Raw genomic sequence first — 16,808 nt, forward strand, 5'->3', positions numbered from 1 at the left:
TAAAATCAACACATTCTAAAGCCATAAATGTTATTTATGGTTTTTTTATGATTTGAATTAAAAAAATAATTAATACTTTTACGCCTGCTCAAAGCTTTTACTTTTACTTCGAAACCATAAGTAAGTTTTGATAAGCAAAGCGCTTATCGTCTAATTAATTTTTTAATTACGATAATGGAAAAGCGTAAATTAAGTTTCTGGGAAATTTGGAACATGAGTTTCGGATTCCTGGGAATACAAATGGGGTTTGCTCTTCAGAATGCAAATGCCAGCAGAATTCTTCAAATTTTTGGTGCCGACGTACATGAATTATCATGGTTTTGGATTATTGCTCCCCTTATGGGATTAATAGTGCAGCCTGTTATTGGTCATTACAGTGACAAAACCTGGGGACGATTCGGAAGACGAAAGCCATTTTTTCTTGTAGGTGCCATTCTAGCTTCGGTAGGATTAATTTTAATGCCACAAGCTAATATTTTCATTTCAGTTTTACCTGCCTTATGGGTTGGAGCCGGAATGTTAATGATCATGGATGCTTCTTTCAACATTGCCATGGAGCCTTTTCGTGCTTTGGTTGGTGATAATTTAAGAACAGATCAACGCACTGCCGGTTTCAGTATTCAAACTTCATTAATTGGTTTTGGAGCCGTAATTGGTTCAGCATTACCTTATGTTTTAACCAAGTATTTTCATGTTTCAAACAGCACAGTTCCAGGAAGTGTACCATTAAATTTAACTCTTTCTTTTATTATTGGAGCTGCCGTTTTAATTGGTTCAATTCTGGTAACACTTTTTACAACAAAAGAATATTCACCAGAAGAATTAGCCAATTTTGAAGATCCTCAAAGTGAAGTAGATATTCCTTCTGAAGAAAAATCAAAACTTTCAGATATTTTTACCGACTTTGCAAAAATGCCAACAACAATGCGCCAGTTGAGTTGGGTGCAGTTTTTCTCCTGGTTCGGATTATTTGGTATGTGGGTTTTTACCACTCCCGCCATTGCACATCACATTTACGGATTACCATTAAGCGACACTTCAAGCCAGCAATATCAGAATGCCGGAGATTGGGTGGGGATTTTGTTTGGAGTTTACAACTTAGTTTCTGCTATTATCGCACTGTTTTTCCTGCCTTATATCGCTAAAAAAATCGGACGTAAATCAACTCATGCCGTTTCATTAATCATTGGAGGAATCGGATTAATTTCGATCTATTTTATGCCAAATGAAAACTGGGTGGTATTACCAATGATTTTAGTTGGAGTTGCCTGGGCTAGTATTCTGGCAATGCCATATGCAATTCTTGCAGGATCTATTGCTCCTAAAAAAATGGGCGTTTACATGGGGATTTTCAATTTTTTCGTTGTTATTCCTCAAATTGTAAATGCACTTATTGGAGGTCCAATTGTAAAATACCTTTACAACGGTGATGCTATTTACGCCTTAATTACAAGCGGAGTAAGCTTTTTAATCGCTGCCCTTTTAGTCTACAAAGTAAAAGATGTAGACGACACTATTCAAAAATCATAAAGAACAATTTCTAATATAATGAGCAAAAAAGCATTCATATTCGACCTTGACGGCGTAATTGTCGATACCGCTAAATATCACTTTTTAGCATGGCAGAAAATAGCCCAATCATTAAACATAAATTTTACACATGAAGACAATGAGCTTCTAAAAGGTGTAAGTAGAGTTCGTTCGTTGGATATTATACTTGGATTAGGAAATGTTCAGGCTTCGCAGGAAGACAAAGACAAATGGCTGATTCAAAAAAATGAAGATTATTTATCTTATTTAGTTGACATGGACGAAAGCGAGATTCTTCCGGGAGTTTTTAAAATTCTGCAACTATTAAAAGAAAAAAATCAGGGAATTGCTTTGGGATCTGCGAGTAAAAATGCCAGACCAATCCTTGAAAAAACCGGAATTCTTTCCTACTTCGATGTTATTGTTGACGGAAACGACGTTACCAATGCCAAACCAGATCCGGAAGTTTTCCTGAAAGCGGCTCAATTATTACATATTGATCCAAAAGATGCCATTGTATTCGAAGATTCTGTTGCAGGAATCCAGGCGGCAAACATTGGCGGAATGGTAAGTGTGGGAATTGGCGAGGAAACAATTCTACATGAGGCTCAATACATTTTTAAAGATTTTACCGAAATAAACACAACGTTTATTGAGAAACTAATCGGTTAGTGAAGAATGTGGCAATGTGTCAATTTGATAATTAGAAAATGACTAATTACCGCGTTTCAGTAAACCATTAGATATTTTAAAGATATAAATCATCTAATTAAAAAAGTAAAATAGTAAAACAACGAGCAATTAATCAGATAAATCAAAAAAGCCTAAAAAGGGAATTATCTAATTATCAAATTGCCACATTATCTAATTTGAACAAATGAATCAAGATTATATAAAACCAGACAACTGGTCCATCATAGAAGAAGGATTTGATGCCGAAAGAGTAAAGTCGTCTGAAAGTCTTTTCAGTATCGGTAACGGTGCTATGGGACAACGCGCCAATTTTGAAGAAACCTATTCAGGTGAAACTTTCCAGGGAAGTTATATTGCCGGAATTTATTATCCGGATAAAACCAAAGTGGGATGGTGGAAAAATGGCTATCCAAAATATTTTGCAAAAGTATTAAACGCTCCAAACTGGATTGGAATTGACGTTCAAATCAATGAAGAAAATCTTGATTTAAATACTTGTACAGAGGTTAGAAACTTTCGTAGAGAATTGAATATGAAAGAAGGATGGTACAATCGTTCTTTTGAAGCAACTTTAAAAAACGGAACCGAAATCGCCGTAAACATTCGTCGTTTTCTTTCTTTAGATTTAGACGAAGCGGGAATTATCAAGTTTGATATTACTCCATTAAATAAAGATGCAAAAATTGTTTACAAACCATACGTAGATGCTGGTGTAACCAATGAAGATGCCAACTGGGAAGAAAAATTCTGGGAGCCTCTTGAAGTAAAAAAAGGAACTAATGAAGCTTTTGTAACGGCTCAGACTTTTAAAACGCATTTTAAAGTTACTACTTTTATGCACAATACGATTTTAGCAAATGGTGAAAACATTCATGTTTCGCCTTCTACAATCGATTCAACATCAGATAAAGTTCAGTTTACTTACGGAACTATTATCGCAAAAGGGCAAACCTCATCTATCCAGAAAATTGGTGGATATACGGTTTCTTTAAACCACGATAATACTTTGGCTGCAGCCGAAAAAGTAATTAAAAATGCTCTTAATTTAGGATACGATACTTTACTTCAAAACCAAATTGATGCCTGGGCAAAAATTTGGGAAATGTCGGACATTACCATTGATGGCGATGTAAAAGCACAACAAGGAATCCGTTTCAATATCTTTCAACTGAACCAAACTTATTTAGGAAAAGATTCTCGTTTGAATATTGGACCAAAAGGTTTCACAGGAGAAAAATACGGCGGATCTACTTATTGGGATACAGAGGCGTATTGTATTCCGTTTTATATGGCGACCAAAGATCAGCAAGTTGCGAGAAACTTATTGACGTACCGTTTTAATCAATTAGACAAAGCGATCGAAAATGCTAAAGACAATTTAGGTTTCAAAAACGGAGCAGCATTGTACCCAATGGTTACCATGAATGGTGAAGAATGCCATAACGAATGGGAAATCACACACGAAGAAATTCATAGAAACGGAGCGATTGCTTTTGCAATTTTCAATTACAATCGTTTCACCGGAGATTACTCTTATATTCCTGAAAAAGGTTTAGAAGTTTTAATTGGAATTGCTCGTTTCTGGCACCAAAGAGCTTCTTTCTCTAAAGATAAAGATCAATACGTTATTCTGGGTGTTACAGGTCCAAACGAATATGAGAACAACATCAACAATAATTTCTATACCAATTATATTGCAAAATGGTGTATCGATTATACTGAGGAACAAATTAAAAAAGTGGCAGTAGAATATCCTGCAGACCACAAACGTATCTTAGAAAAAGTAAATCTTGCCGAGGCTGAAATTCTGGAATGGAAAAAAGTAGCCAATAATATGTACTTCCCAAAATCAGAGGAATTAGGGGTTTACTTACAACAAGATGGTTTCTTAGATAAAGATTTAGTTCCTGTAAAAGATTTGGATAGATCACAACGTCCAATCAACCAGAAATGGTCTTGGGATCGTGTTTTACGTTCGCCTTATATCAAACAAGCCGACGTTTTACAGTGTTTTTATTTCTTTGAAGATCATTTTTCTAAAGAAGAACTAAAACGCAATTTCGAATTTTACGAATCATTTACCGTTCATGAAAGTTCGCTTTCGCCTTGCGTACACTCTATTCAGGCTGCTCATTTAGACAAAATGGATATGGCTTATACTTTCTATTTAAGAACTTCTCGTCTTGATCTTGATGATTATAACAAAGAAGTTGAAGAAGGTTGTCACATTACCTCAATGGCCGGAACATGGATGAGTATCGTGGAAGGTTTTGGCGGAATGAGAGTAAAAAATGATCAGTTGCATTTTGCTCCAAAAATTCCAAAAGAATGGAAAGGTTACTCTTTTAAAATAAACTTTAGAAATCAAATTCTTAAAGTGTCTGTAAATCATAACGAAACTACTTTTACTGTAGATGGAGATCAAGATTTAACAATTGTAGTGAACGGAAATCCTGAAATTGCAAGTAAATTTGTACAAATTAATTAAATTACAATACTCTAAAACTAAAAAACATGAAAAACTTATTTTTCGCAAGTTTAATCTTGTTTGCTTTTAGCTCAATTGCAAAAGCACAACAATTAAAGTCACCCGAAGGCAAGTTCGTAATGGAATTTTCGCTTCAAAACGACGGAACTCCAACTTATAATCTGAAATACAAAAATAAAGAGGTTATCAAAACCAGTAAATTAGGTCTTGAACTAAAAGATGATAAAAAATCTTTATTGAATGATTTTACAGTTGTTGATTCTAAAACTTCCACTTTTGATGAAACCTGGAAACCTGTTTGGGGCGAAGTAGACAAAATCAGAAATCATTATAATGAATTGGCTGTAACTTTAAATCAAAAAGGAACAGACAGACAAATCGTAATTCGTTTCCGTTTATTCGATGACGGACTTGGATTTAGATATGAATTTCCAACTCAAAAAAACCTTACCTATTTCATCATCAAAGAAGAGAGATCTCAATTTGCTATGGCGGGCGACCACACTGCATTTTGGATTCCGGGAGATTATGATACTCAGGAATACGATTATACAAAATCTAAATTATCAGAAATCAGAGGTTTATCTGAAAAAGCATATACAGCAAATGTTTCGCAAAAATCTTTTTCACCAACAGGAGTTCAAACGGCTCTTATGATGAAAACAAATGATGGTTTATATATCAACTTACACGAAGCAGCTTTGATTAATTATTCTTGTATGCACCTGAATCTTGATGATAAAAACATGACTTTTACTTCTTGGTTAACTCCAGATGCAAAAGGAGATAAAGGATACATGCAAGCACCAAGCCACTCACCTTGGAGAACGATTATGGTAAGCGATGACGCAAGAGAAATCTTAGCTTCAAAAATGACTTATAACTTAAATGATCCATCAAAAATTGAAAATACTTCATGGATTAAACCAGTAAAATACATTGGTGTTTGGTGGGAAATGATTACAGGAAAAAGCTCCTGGTCATACACAAACGATTTCCCAACGGTACAATTGGGCGTTTCTGATTTCTCAAAAGCAAAACCAAACGGAACTCACGGAGCAAACAATGCAAACGTAAAAAAATACATTGATTTTGCTGCAGCAAATGGCTTCGACGCTGTTTTAGTAGAAGGTTGGAACGAAGGTTGGGAAGACTGGTTTGGTCACTCAAAAGACTATGTTTTTGATTTCGTAACACCTTATCCTGATTTTGATGTAAAAGGTTTGCACGAATATGCAAAATCTAAAGGTGTAAAAATCATCATGCACCATGAAACTTCAGGTTCTGTTCGTAACTACGAGCGTCATATGGATGCAGCTTATAAATTCATGAACGATAACGGATACGATGCTGTAAAAAGCGGTTATGTTGGAGATATTTTACCACGCGGTGAAAACCATTATAACCAATGGATTGTAAACCACTACCAATATGCTATCGAAAAAGCAGCAGATTATAAAATTATGGTAAACGCTCACGAAGCAGTTCGTCCTACAGGAATTGCAAGAACGTATCCTAACTTAATTGGAAACGAATCTGCAAGAGGAACAGAATATCAAGCTTTTGGAGGATCTAAACCAAACCACGTAACGGTTTTACCATTTACACGTTTAATTGGTGGACCAATGGATTACACGCCTGGAATCTTCGAAATGGATATCAGCAAAATGAATCCTGACAACAAATCTCATGTAAACAGTACTATTGCAAACCAATTAGCATTATATGTTACGATGTACAGCCCATTGCAAATGGCAGCTGATACTCCGGAGAACTACAACCGTTTCCCGGATGCATTCCAATTCATCAAAGATGTAGCTGTAGACTGGTCAGAAAGTAAATATATCGAGGCTGAACCAGGGGATTTTATCACAGTTGCCCGTAAAGCAAAAGGAACAAACAACTGGTTCGTAGGAAACGTAAACGGAGAAACTGCCCGTACATCAAACATTGATTTTAGTTTCCTTGAAAAAGGTAAAAAATATACCGCTACAATTTATGCTGATGCAAAAGATGCGCATTACAAAACAAATCCGCAAGCTTACACGATCAAGAAAATTGCTGTAACAAACAAATCAAAATTATCACAGTTATCTGTCCCTGGCGGAGGTTATGCCATTAGCATTATCGAAACCAAATAATTTTTTTAAAGACAAGTGATTTTCCCCAGGATTACTTGTCTTTTTTTTAAAATTTAAATAATACCTAACAGGTCTTGGAGACCTGTTAGGAAACCTTACAATATCCTAACAGGTTTTTTAAACCTGTTAGGTATTTAATATCCATTAGATTATGAACATCCAAAAAACAAGAATCCAAACAACCCATTTTCTCTACAAAATAATACTATTTGTTTTATTATTTTCTGCTTCCGCGAAAGCGCAAATCCAGAAAGTAGAGCCACCATTTTGGTACGCAGAAATGAAAAATCCGGAACTACAGATTATGTTCTACGGAAAAAACATTGCACAATATGAAGCTTCGGTTTCAAACAATGTGGTGATTAAAAATGTAGAGAAAACAGAAAATCCAAATTATCTTTTTGTTACCATCGATACACAAAACCTAAAGGCTTCGGAATTGGTTTTCTCTTTCAAAACCAAAAATAAAGTCGCTTTTACCCAGAAATATTCACTTAAAGAAAGAAGAGCAAATTCAGCAAACAGAAAAAGTTACGATGCGTCGGATATGATGTACCTGATTATGCCGGATCGTTTTGCTAACGAAAATCCTAAAAATGACAGCAATACAGCTTTAACAGAAAAAGGAAATCGTCAGGATCCAAGTGGTCGTCACGGTGGTGATATCGAAGGAATTATCAAAAACTTAGATTACATCTCCTCTTTAGGTGCAACTACAATCTGGAATACACCTTTATGCGAAGACAACGACAAACAACATTCGTATCATACTTATGGGCAATCTGATGTTTACAAAATAGATCCTCGTTACGGAACCAATGAAGATTACGTACGTCTTGCGGCAGAAATGCACAAAAAAGACATGAAACTGGTTATGGATTATGTGACCAATCACTGGGGAATTACGCATTGGATGATCAAAGATATGCCAACTAAAACCTGGTTCAATCAATTCGAAACTTTTACACAAACACATCACCGTCGTGAAGTTATTACTGATATTCACGCCTCAAAAATAGATAAGGAAGTTTGTGTCGATGGATGGTTTGTACCTTCTATGCCAGATCTGAATTTAAGAAATCCTTTGGTAGCAAAATACTTAACTCAAAACGCGATTTGGTGGATTGAATATGCAGATCTTGACGGATTTAGAGTTGATACGTATAATTATTCTGATCAAACGGCTATGGCAAATTGGGCAAAATCAATTACAGATGAATACCCGAACTTTAATATTGTGGGGGAAATCTGGATGCACAATCAGGCAAATTTAGCCTATTGGCAAAAAGACAGTAAAATTGGTGCAATCGAAAACTACAATTCGAATTTGCCAAGTGTAATGGACTTTACGCTACAAAGTCAGGTTACATCTGCTTTCAACGAAAATGAACCAAGCTGGGACAATGGATTGATTAAATTCTATAATAATTTTGCAATGGATTTTTTATATCCAAACCCAAATAATATTTTGGTTTTTGCCGAAAATCATGACACAGATCGTATGAATGATAAGTTTAAATACGATTTTCCAAAATACAAACTGGCCATGACTTTATTGGCTACAGTTCGTGGAATCCCACAATTGTACTATGGTTCAGAAATTGGAATGGGCGGAGACAAAAGCAAAGGCGATGCAGATATTCGTCAGGATTTCCCTGGTGGATGGGCTGGCGATAAAAACAACGCTCTTACCGCGGCAGGAAGAACAGCTGAACAAGCCAAATATTTCGATTTTACTTCGAAATTATTCAACTGGAGAAAAACAAATGAAGCGGTTCATTTCGGGAAAATGACACACTATATTCCGGAAAACAATACGTATGTTTATTTCAGGTATACTGATGCTAAAACGGTAATGGTAGTTTTCAATAACAACGCTACAGTGCAAACGATCAAAACCAATCGTTTTAAAGAAAACATCAAAAATTTTAAATCAGGAAAAGATGTTATTTCAGGAAAAACATTCGATTTAGCTACTGAAATTAGTTTAGAACCAAAATCGGCTATTGTTTTAGAATTGGAATAAGATACTAAGAGCAAAGGATTTTTAGCCACAGATTAAAAGATTAACACAGATTTAAAAAAATCATTTTAATTTTTTAATCTGTGGCTATTATTTTTTCCGCCACGAATTCACGAATTTTATATAAAAGAATAATTCGTGAATTCGTGGCGGATTTTTTTATGCTATAGCTATGTTTAAATGATCTGTCATTTATTTTCCACTTTAATTAAAACAATAAAATATATGCTTCTATGTGTTTAAATTCACACACAGAATTCATGGCGTAATTTATTTTCCTACAAATTATAAATACATGTTAAATTTAAAATAAACAAGAAAATCCATTTTCCTTTCTTTATCTTTAATATTCATTAATAATGGGCTACTCTGACTCAAAATAAGTTGCAATGAATAACGACAATACTTCGAAAACACCTTTCGTTTGGGAAGGAGCAAATGTTTACTTTTTGCTTACCGATCGCTTTTATAACGGAGACACTTCTAACGATTTAAATTTCAACCGAACCAAAACTCCCGGAAAATTACGTGGTTTTGAAGGCGGAGATCTTATCGGAATTATAAAAAAAATCGACGAAGGCTACTTTGACCAATTAGGAATAAATGTTATTTGGCTTACGCCGATTGTAGAGCAAATTCATGATGGCGTTGATGAAGGGACCGGACTTAGTTATGGCTATCACGGTTATTGGGCAAGAGACTGGACATCTTTAGATCCTAACTTTGGGACCAAAGAAGATCTCGCCAATCTGGTCAAAAAAGCACACGCAAAAGGCATCCGAATAATGCTTGACGGCGTTATTAATCACACCGGACCCGTAACTCCTGAAGATCCTATGTGGCCGGAAGACTGGGTAAGAACCGGCGTTGTCTGCGATTACAAATCATTCGAAAATACTACAATGTGTACATTAGTAGATAATCTTCCGGATGTGAGAACCGAAAGTGATCAGGAAGTACCAATACCCTTTTTTTTAATCGAAAAATGGAACAAAGAAGGTCGATATGAAAAAGAAATTGCTTCAATTAATGAATTCTTCACAAGAACCAATTATCCCCGAACTCCTAAATATTACATCATAAAATGGCTGACTGATTATATAGTAGAATTCGGAATTGACGGTTATAGAGCCGATACCGTAAAACATACTGAAGAAATTGTTTGGGTCGATTTTAAAAAAGAATGTGATTATGCATTCGAAACCTGGAAGAAAAACCATCCATCAGAAATATTAGATGAAAATCCGTTTTATACCATTGCCGAAGTTTACGGTTATGAAATCAGCGCTGGACAAGATTATGATTTCGGCGATAGAAAAGTAAATTACTTTCAACATGGTTTTAATTCCATGATCAATTTTGAATTTAAACTGGATGCTCAAAATGATTATGAAGCGATATTCTCGAAATATTCGGCCAAACTTCAAAATGAGTTAAAAGGATATAGCGTTCTTAATTATGTTTCCTCGCACGATGATCCCGATCCTTTTGATGCGCATCGCAATCGAACTTTCGAATCCGGAACCAAACTATTGCTTTCTCCTGGAATTTCTCAGGTGTATTACGGTGATGAATTGGGTCGTTCCCTAGTTATTGAAGGCACAGAAGGCGATGCCACCTTACGATCTTTCATGAATTGGGATGATATTCAAAACAATCCCGAAACACAAAAAACACTCTGGCATTGGCAGAAACTAGGACAATTCCGTAGAAACCATCCCGCAGTTGGCGCAGGAATACACAACATGATTTCAGCAAAACCATATATATTTTCCAGAAGTTATACCAATGAAAATTATACCGATCAGGTTATAATTGGTCTAGATCTTGGCGTTGGTCTAAAAGAACTTCCCGTAGCATCTATTTTTCAGGATGGTACAAAACTAAGAGATACTTTTTCTGGCGAAGAAACAGAAGTTCAGGACGGAAAAGCATTTGTACATTCTGAATTCGGACTTGTTTTATTGGAAAAAATATAGAATTTAACCGCAAAGTATTTTAGCCACAGATTAAAAAGATTAAAAGGATTTTCAAATCTGTGCTAATCTTTTTAATCTGTGGCTAACTTTTTTTTCTCTCGAAGATTCTGCAGATAAGGCAGACTAAAAAATCTATACCGATTATTTATAAATACATTCTAAAAATTCTGCTCACCCGAGCGATAGCGAACAGGCGAAGCAATCTGCAAGATCTGCGTGAAACAAAAATCATTTTAATCCTATAATCTGTAGCTAACTTTTTATCTAATCCTTAGCGCACTTTGCGTAAAACTTTGCGACCTTTGCGGTTAAACGGTTAAACTCTCAATATATGCTAAAAATAGCTCATCGCGGTGCCAAAGGATACGAGCCTGAGAATACACTAAAGTCTTTCCAAAAAGCATTAGACTTAAATGCTGATGGTATTGAACTTGATGTTCACCTTAGTTCTGACGGACATCTAATAGTCATTCACGACGAAACGATTGAAAGAACAACCAACGGCAAAGGTTTAGTAAATACTTTTTCTTTATCTGAATTAAAAACATTTTTGATTGATGGAAAATATCAAATCCCAACTTTAAAGGAAGTTTTTGATTTAGTAGACAAAAAATGCGTAATCAATATCGAGCTAAAAGGTATAGGAACTGCGGGTAAAGTTGTTAGTTTAATTGAAGAATACATTGCTGATAAAAACTGGAACTACGAAGATTTCATTGTTTCAAGTTTTGATTGGGGCTTATTACAGGAAACATCAAATCTAAATTCAAATATTCCTATTGGAGTTTTAACAGAAGAAGATCTCGATAAAGCTCTGGCTTTCGCCGAATTAATAAAAGCACACTCCATTCATCCCGATTATCAGTTATTGAATGCTGAAAATGTAAAACAAATACAAGAAAAAGGTTTCCTTGTTTTACCCTGGACAGTAGACGACGAAGAGGACATTCAAAAAATAAAGAGTTACCACGTAGACGGAATTATCAGTGATTTTCCGGACAAACTATAAACCAATTTCCAAGAACCTTTGTCAAAGTTTAGAACTTTGACAAAGGTCTTTCGAGATGAAAAGATGCCACAGATTAAAAAGATTTTTAAAAATCTGTGCTAATCCTTATAATCTGTGGCAAAAAATAATATAAACCATCAGATTTAAAATTTGCGCTAATTCGTGCAATTAGTGGCAAAAAAGAAATCAGTGGCAAAAAAAAGAAATATGATCAAAAATTTCGATATAATCATTGTTGGCGGGGGCGCTGCAGGTTTTTTTACGGCGATTAATATTGCAGAGAAAAATCCGAAACTTAAAATTGCCATTTTAGAAAGAGGAAAAGAAGTACTTTCTAAAGTTCGTGTTTCCGGCGGTGGAAGATGCAACGTAACGCACGCTTGTTTTGAACCAAACGAATTAGTAAAATTTTATCCGCGTGGCGAGAAAGAACTTCGCGGTCCTTTTCATCAGTTTTGTTCCGGAGACACCATCGAATGGTTCGAAAAACACGGTGTAGAACTTAAAATCGAAGACGACGGTAGAATGTTCCCAGTCTCGAATTCCTCTCAAACCATCATCGATTGTTTCCTCGAAGCAACCGGAAAATTAGGCATTAAAGTCTTAACCGGACAAAGTGTACAATCGATTTTTAAAGCTGAAAATCACTGGAAAATTGATACTCAGGATGAAAACTACGCTACAGAAAAATTAGTTCTGGCAACAGGAAGTAATCCTAAAATTTGGGAAATGTTACAAACACAAGGACACGCCATTGTAAGTCCTGTCCCTTCCCTATTTACTTTCAACATCAAAGATTCCCGCATAAAAGAATTACCTGGCGTTGCGGCACAAGTTACCGTAAACGTAAAAGATACCAAACTCGAATCGACAGGACCTTTATTGATCACGCATTGGGGAATGAGTGGTCCTGCGATTTTAAAACTTTCTGCTTGGGGAGCGCGTACTTTATTCGATAAAAACTATCAGTTTACGATTTATGTCAATTGGTTAAATGACGTTGATACAGAAGATGCCGAGAAAATCCTGAAAGACTTAAAACAGGAACACGCTAAAAAAGCAGTTTCTAAAAAATCACCTTTCGATTTTCCGAATCGTTTATGGGAAAGTCTGGTTTTAGCATCCGGAATTGAAGCCGAAACGAAATGGGCTGATTTGTCTAAAACACAATTGCAAAACTTAGCTTCTCAACTTACAAAAGCCGAATTTAAAGTAAACGGAAAAAGTACTTTTAAAGAAGAATTCGTTACCGCAGGAGGAATCGATTTAAAAGAAATCAACTTTAAAACCATGGAAAGCAAATTACATCAAAATCTTTATTTTGCCGGAGAAATTGTCAATATTGATGCCATTACCGGAGGTTTTAATTTTCAGAATGCCTGGACAAGCGGGTTTATTTTAGCCAATAATATATAATACAATGAAATTTAAAGGAATTATTTTTGATTTAGACGGAACGTTAGTAAACTCATTAGAAGACATCTCAGATGCGATGAATACCGTACTTACCAATCTAAACTACCCTACTCATACTTACGATACTTATCAATATTTTATTGGAAGCGGTTTGCGAAATTTGGTTAGCAAAGCACTGCCCGCAACAAATAACTCAGACGAACAAATCGAAATTTGTTTTGAATGTATGATTAACGAATATCGAGAAATCTGTACACTTAAAACAAAACCTTACGATGGAATCGTCGAGTTGCTAAAAAACCTGACTTCACAAAACATCAAAATGGCTGTTTTCTCTAACAAAGCTGATGAACTGACCAAAAAGATCGCTTCGGAAATATTTCCAAATCATTTTGATATGGCAGTTGGTTTAAGTACCGAAGAGCTAAAGAAACCTAATCCGTTTGAAGCTTTAGAAATCAGTAAAAAATGGAACTTAACAACAGAAGAAATACTCTTTGTAGGAGATTCTGATATTGATATGCAAACTGCAAATAATGCCAATATGTTTGCTGTTGGTGTTTCTTGGGGTTATCGAACCGAACAAGAATTGAAAAATAGTGGTGCAAAATTGGTAATTAATAATGCTTTGGAATTAATTGAGATATTATAAATCATGAATTCTTCATTACAAAAACAAATACTATCGATCGCTTCGTTTTCTGAAAATGAAATAGAAAAGATCGATTCTTGTTTTGAATATCAAAATTTTACTGCCAAAGAATTTCTTTCTTCAATAGGAAAAATTAGCAGTAAAATCTTTTTTATTGTTGAAGGTCTAGCTCGAGTTTATTATTTAAAAGACGGAAAAGAAATCACCACTTATTTAAGCTGTGATGACGGTTTTATTGCTTCGTATTCTAGTTTTATAAATCAATCTCCTTCTTTTGAAAATATACAATGCATTGAAGATTGTGAAGTTCTTTCTATCACTTTCGAAAAAATGCAGCTTTTGTATAAAGAAATTCCAAACTGGGAACGTGTAGGCAGAATTCTTGCTGAGCAAAATTATCTTTGCATAGCAGATCGCGTTTTAAAATTACAGATGATTCCGGCGAAAGAAAAATATGTAACTTTTTTAGAATCGGCTCCAGCCAAAATAATCCAGCGAACGCCTTTAATTTATATCGCTTCCTTTTTAGGAATTACACCTGAATCTTTGAGCAGAATTCGTCAAAACATTTCTTAACATTTATCAAGTAGATTGAAGAACTGAATTCAAATCTTTGCAAATATAAAATTTGAAAAGATGAAGAATATAGCCAGGGATGTTTACCAAATTCCTTTATTTCCCCGCAACGGTATTAATTGTTATGTAATTGAAGATGTTCTTATTGATGCCGGAATTGAAAGTTCCGGAAATATCATTTTGAATGCTCTAAAAAATAACACGATAACCAAACACATATTAACTCACGCTCACGCGGACCATCAGGGAAGCAGCAAAATTATTTGTGAGACGTTGCATATTCCGCTTTGGTGCAGTGAACCAGAAAAACAAGCCGCAGAAGACGGAAATGTCATTTCTGAATACCCAAATCCGAATCATATTATTTCAAAATTCCAAAAGAAATTCTGGGCAGGAAAAGGACATCCCGTTTCTCATACATTAAAAGAAGGAGACAGTATTGCCGGATTTACTGTTATTGAAACTCCGGGGCATTCCAGCGGTCATTTATCTTTTTTCAGGGAATTTGATGGCGTTCTTATTGTTGGGGATGTTATGACCAATATGAATTTATTAACTACAATTGTTGGTTTGCATGAACCGCCAAGTCTGTTTACAAATAATCAGCAAATAAATAGAGAATCGATTAAAAAACTGGCTTCTTTAAAACCTAAAATACTTTGTTTTGGACATGGTCCTGTTTTAGTAAATAATAATGAATTGGAAAAATTTGTAAGTAAACTATAATTAACAAGAATTTACAGATTCGATAAGTTTTCGTTAAGACAATTCTAATAATTTTACTCTCAGCTAAATACCATTAGATGAAAGTAAAATTACTCACTACAATTTCTTTTTTTACCTGCCAACTTTCCATTTCACAAACAGAAAAACTGCTTTATGGAAAAGTTATTTCCAATAATTATCCGCTTAATAAAGTTGAGGTTATCAATAAAACAGCGAAAAAAAGTACGAGAACAAATGAATTGGGAGAGTTTTCTATTTTAGCAAAAGAGCAGGACAGTTTATTGTTTTTTTCAAAGGATTATTTATTTATAAGATTGAAGCTAACTTTGAAAGATCTGGAAAAAAGCTATCTCATTGTTGAGATGACTCAAAAAGCCGAAGAATTGGAGAATGTTGTAGTTTCTAGATCTGTTTTTAATAAAACTGAACTTAAAAAAATCGCCAATGATAGAGAAGAAATAGATAAAATCAAAATTCGCAAGCAATTTGATGATGTTACTACCAAGGTTACTGTGTATGATGGTAAAATTAAAAATGCTATAAATTTTAGTCACCCGATTTTTGACAAACCGAAAAAAAAGATTGAGCCAAGTGACGATCATTTTAAGAAACTTGTCATCGCTTCTTGTCCTCCAGATTTTTTCATCAAAAATTTAAAAATAAACTCCGAAGAAAAAGAAATTTTCTTAAACTTTTGTAATGCCGATCCAAAATCTAAAACACTTTTAGAAAAATCAAATGATTTGGAATTGATAGACTTTCTATATGCTAAAAATGAAGAGTTTAAAAAGTTAAATACAGGAATTAAAAACTAAAGTTCATTCATGAAAGTAAAATTGCTCACTATAATTTCTTTTTTAACCTATCAGCTTTCTATTTCTCAAACAGAAAAGTTAATTCACGGAAAGGTCTTATCTAACAACTTTCCTCTAAAAAAAGTAGAGGTTATCAATAAAACAGCCCAAACCAGTACAACAACCGATTATTTGGGAGAATTTTCAATTTTGGTAAAACCTAAAGATAGCTTGCTTTTCTTTCATAAAGAACACTTTTTTTCAAGATTAAAAATATCCCAGGAAAACATTGATAAAAACAATATTATTGTCAATATGATTCCAAGACCTCAAGAATTAGATGAAGTTATAGTAACCAACATGAAACTTGAGCCATTTAAAATTTCTCAACAAGATCTGGATAAAATAAAATTCGAAAAAGACGCCGCTTCTTTGCAAAAATATACCGGCGTTTACGACGGAACTATTCCAAATGGGATCGACTTTGCCCGGATGGGAAAAGGGGTTTTCAATCTATTTAAAAATGACAAGAAAGAAGAACTCAAGAAAAAAACTGAAGAAAGTAGCTTTAAGAAACTCGTAGCGGCCTCTATTCCTGCAACTTTTTTTACCAAAGATTTAAAGCTAAGTTCCGAAGAAAAAGATCTTTTTATTGAATTTTGCGATGCAGACCCAAGATCTAAAACTCTTATAGAAAATAATAACATATTGACTACAATGGATTTTTTGTATGCTAAAAATGAAATGTTTAAGAAAGTAAAAGCAGAATCTAAAAATTAAA

At 34.5% G+C, this 16,808-nt stretch carries 13 protein-coding genes; all 13 read left to right on the top strand.

Annotated features, from left to right (window positions below):
- Positions 1-174: 174 nt before the first annotated feature.
- Positions 175-1,530 carry an MFS transporter gene (locus tag GIY83_RS17870; protein ID WP_194619963.1) on the top strand — a complete coding sequence of 452 codons (1,356 nt, stop codon included), beginning with the start codon at positions 175-177 and terminating at the stop codon, positions 1,528-1,530.
- An 18-nt stretch (positions 1,531-1,548) separates the two neighbouring features.
- A complete protein-coding gene (gene pgmB / locus GIY83_RS17875; RefSeq protein ID WP_194619962.1) occupies positions 1,549-2,202 on the top strand; it encodes a beta-phosphoglucomutase in 654 nt (217 codons plus the stop codon).
- Positions 2,203-2,407: 205 nt separating this feature from the next.
- Complete coding sequence (locus GIY83_RS17880) at positions 2,408-4,711, top strand: glycoside hydrolase family 65 protein (RefSeq protein ID WP_194619960.1); 2,304 nt, start codon at positions 2,408-2,410, stop codon at positions 4,709-4,711.
- Between the two features lie 26 nt (positions 4,712-4,737).
- Entirely contained in the window at positions 4,738-6,852 is a 2,115-nt protein-coding gene (locus tag GIY83_RS17885; RefSeq protein ID WP_194619958.1) for a glycoside hydrolase family 97 protein, read from the top strand.
- Between the two features lie 151 nt (positions 6,853-7,003).
- Complete coding sequence (locus GIY83_RS17890; protein ID WP_208682707.1) at positions 7,004-8,878, top strand: glycoside hydrolase family 13 protein; 1,875 nt, start codon at positions 7,004-7,006, stop codon at positions 8,876-8,878.
- A 386-nt stretch (positions 8,879-9,264) separates the two neighbouring features.
- A complete protein-coding gene (locus tag GIY83_RS17895; protein WP_208682708.1) occupies positions 9,265-10,854 on the top strand; it encodes an alpha-amylase family glycosyl hydrolase in 1,590 nt (529 codons plus the stop codon).
- Between the two features lie 331 nt (positions 10,855-11,185).
- Positions 11,186-11,863 (top strand): glycerophosphodiester phosphodiesterase family protein, encoded by a 678-nt coding sequence (locus GIY83_RS17900; RefSeq protein ID WP_208682709.1) that lies wholly within the window; start codon positions 11,186-11,188, stop codon positions 11,861-11,863.
- 207 nt (positions 11,864-12,070) lie between these two features.
- Positions 12,071-13,279, top strand: coding sequence for an NAD(P)/FAD-dependent oxidoreductase (locus GIY83_RS17905; protein WP_194619950.1), 1,209 nt, complete (start codon positions 12,071-12,073; stop codon positions 13,277-13,279).
- A gap of 4 nt (positions 13,280-13,283) precedes the next feature.
- The gene (locus GIY83_RS17910) at positions 13,284-13,931 is read left to right on the top strand and encodes an HAD family hydrolase (RefSeq protein ID WP_208682710.1); all 648 of its coding nucleotides are present in this window, start codon (positions 13,284-13,286) and stop codon (positions 13,929-13,931) included.
- A gap of 3 nt (positions 13,932-13,934) precedes the next feature.
- On the top strand, positions 13,935-14,507 hold the full coding sequence (locus GIY83_RS17915) for a Crp/Fnr family transcriptional regulator (protein WP_194619947.1): 573 nt from the start codon (positions 13,935-13,937) through the stop codon (positions 14,505-14,507).
- A 60-nt stretch (positions 14,508-14,567) separates the two neighbouring features.
- Positions 14,568-15,233 (top strand): MBL fold metallo-hydrolase, encoded by a 666-nt coding sequence (locus tag GIY83_RS17920; RefSeq protein ID WP_208682711.1) that lies wholly within the window; start codon positions 14,568-14,570, stop codon positions 15,231-15,233.
- A 77-nt stretch (positions 15,234-15,310) separates the two neighbouring features.
- Complete coding sequence (locus GIY83_RS17925) at positions 15,311-16,048, top strand: hypothetical protein (protein ID WP_208682712.1); 738 nt, start codon at positions 15,311-15,313, stop codon at positions 16,046-16,048.
- Positions 16,049-16,057: 9 nt separating this feature from the next.
- On the top strand, positions 16,058-16,807 hold the full coding sequence (locus GIY83_RS17930) for a hypothetical protein (RefSeq protein ID WP_194619941.1): 750 nt from the start codon (positions 16,058-16,060) through the stop codon (positions 16,805-16,807).
- Position 16,808: the final 1 nt, after the last annotated feature.

The organism is Flavobacterium sp. SLB02, assembly GCF_009664855.1.
Lineage (GTDB): Bacteria > Bacteroidota > Bacteroidia > Flavobacteriales > Flavobacteriaceae > Flavobacterium.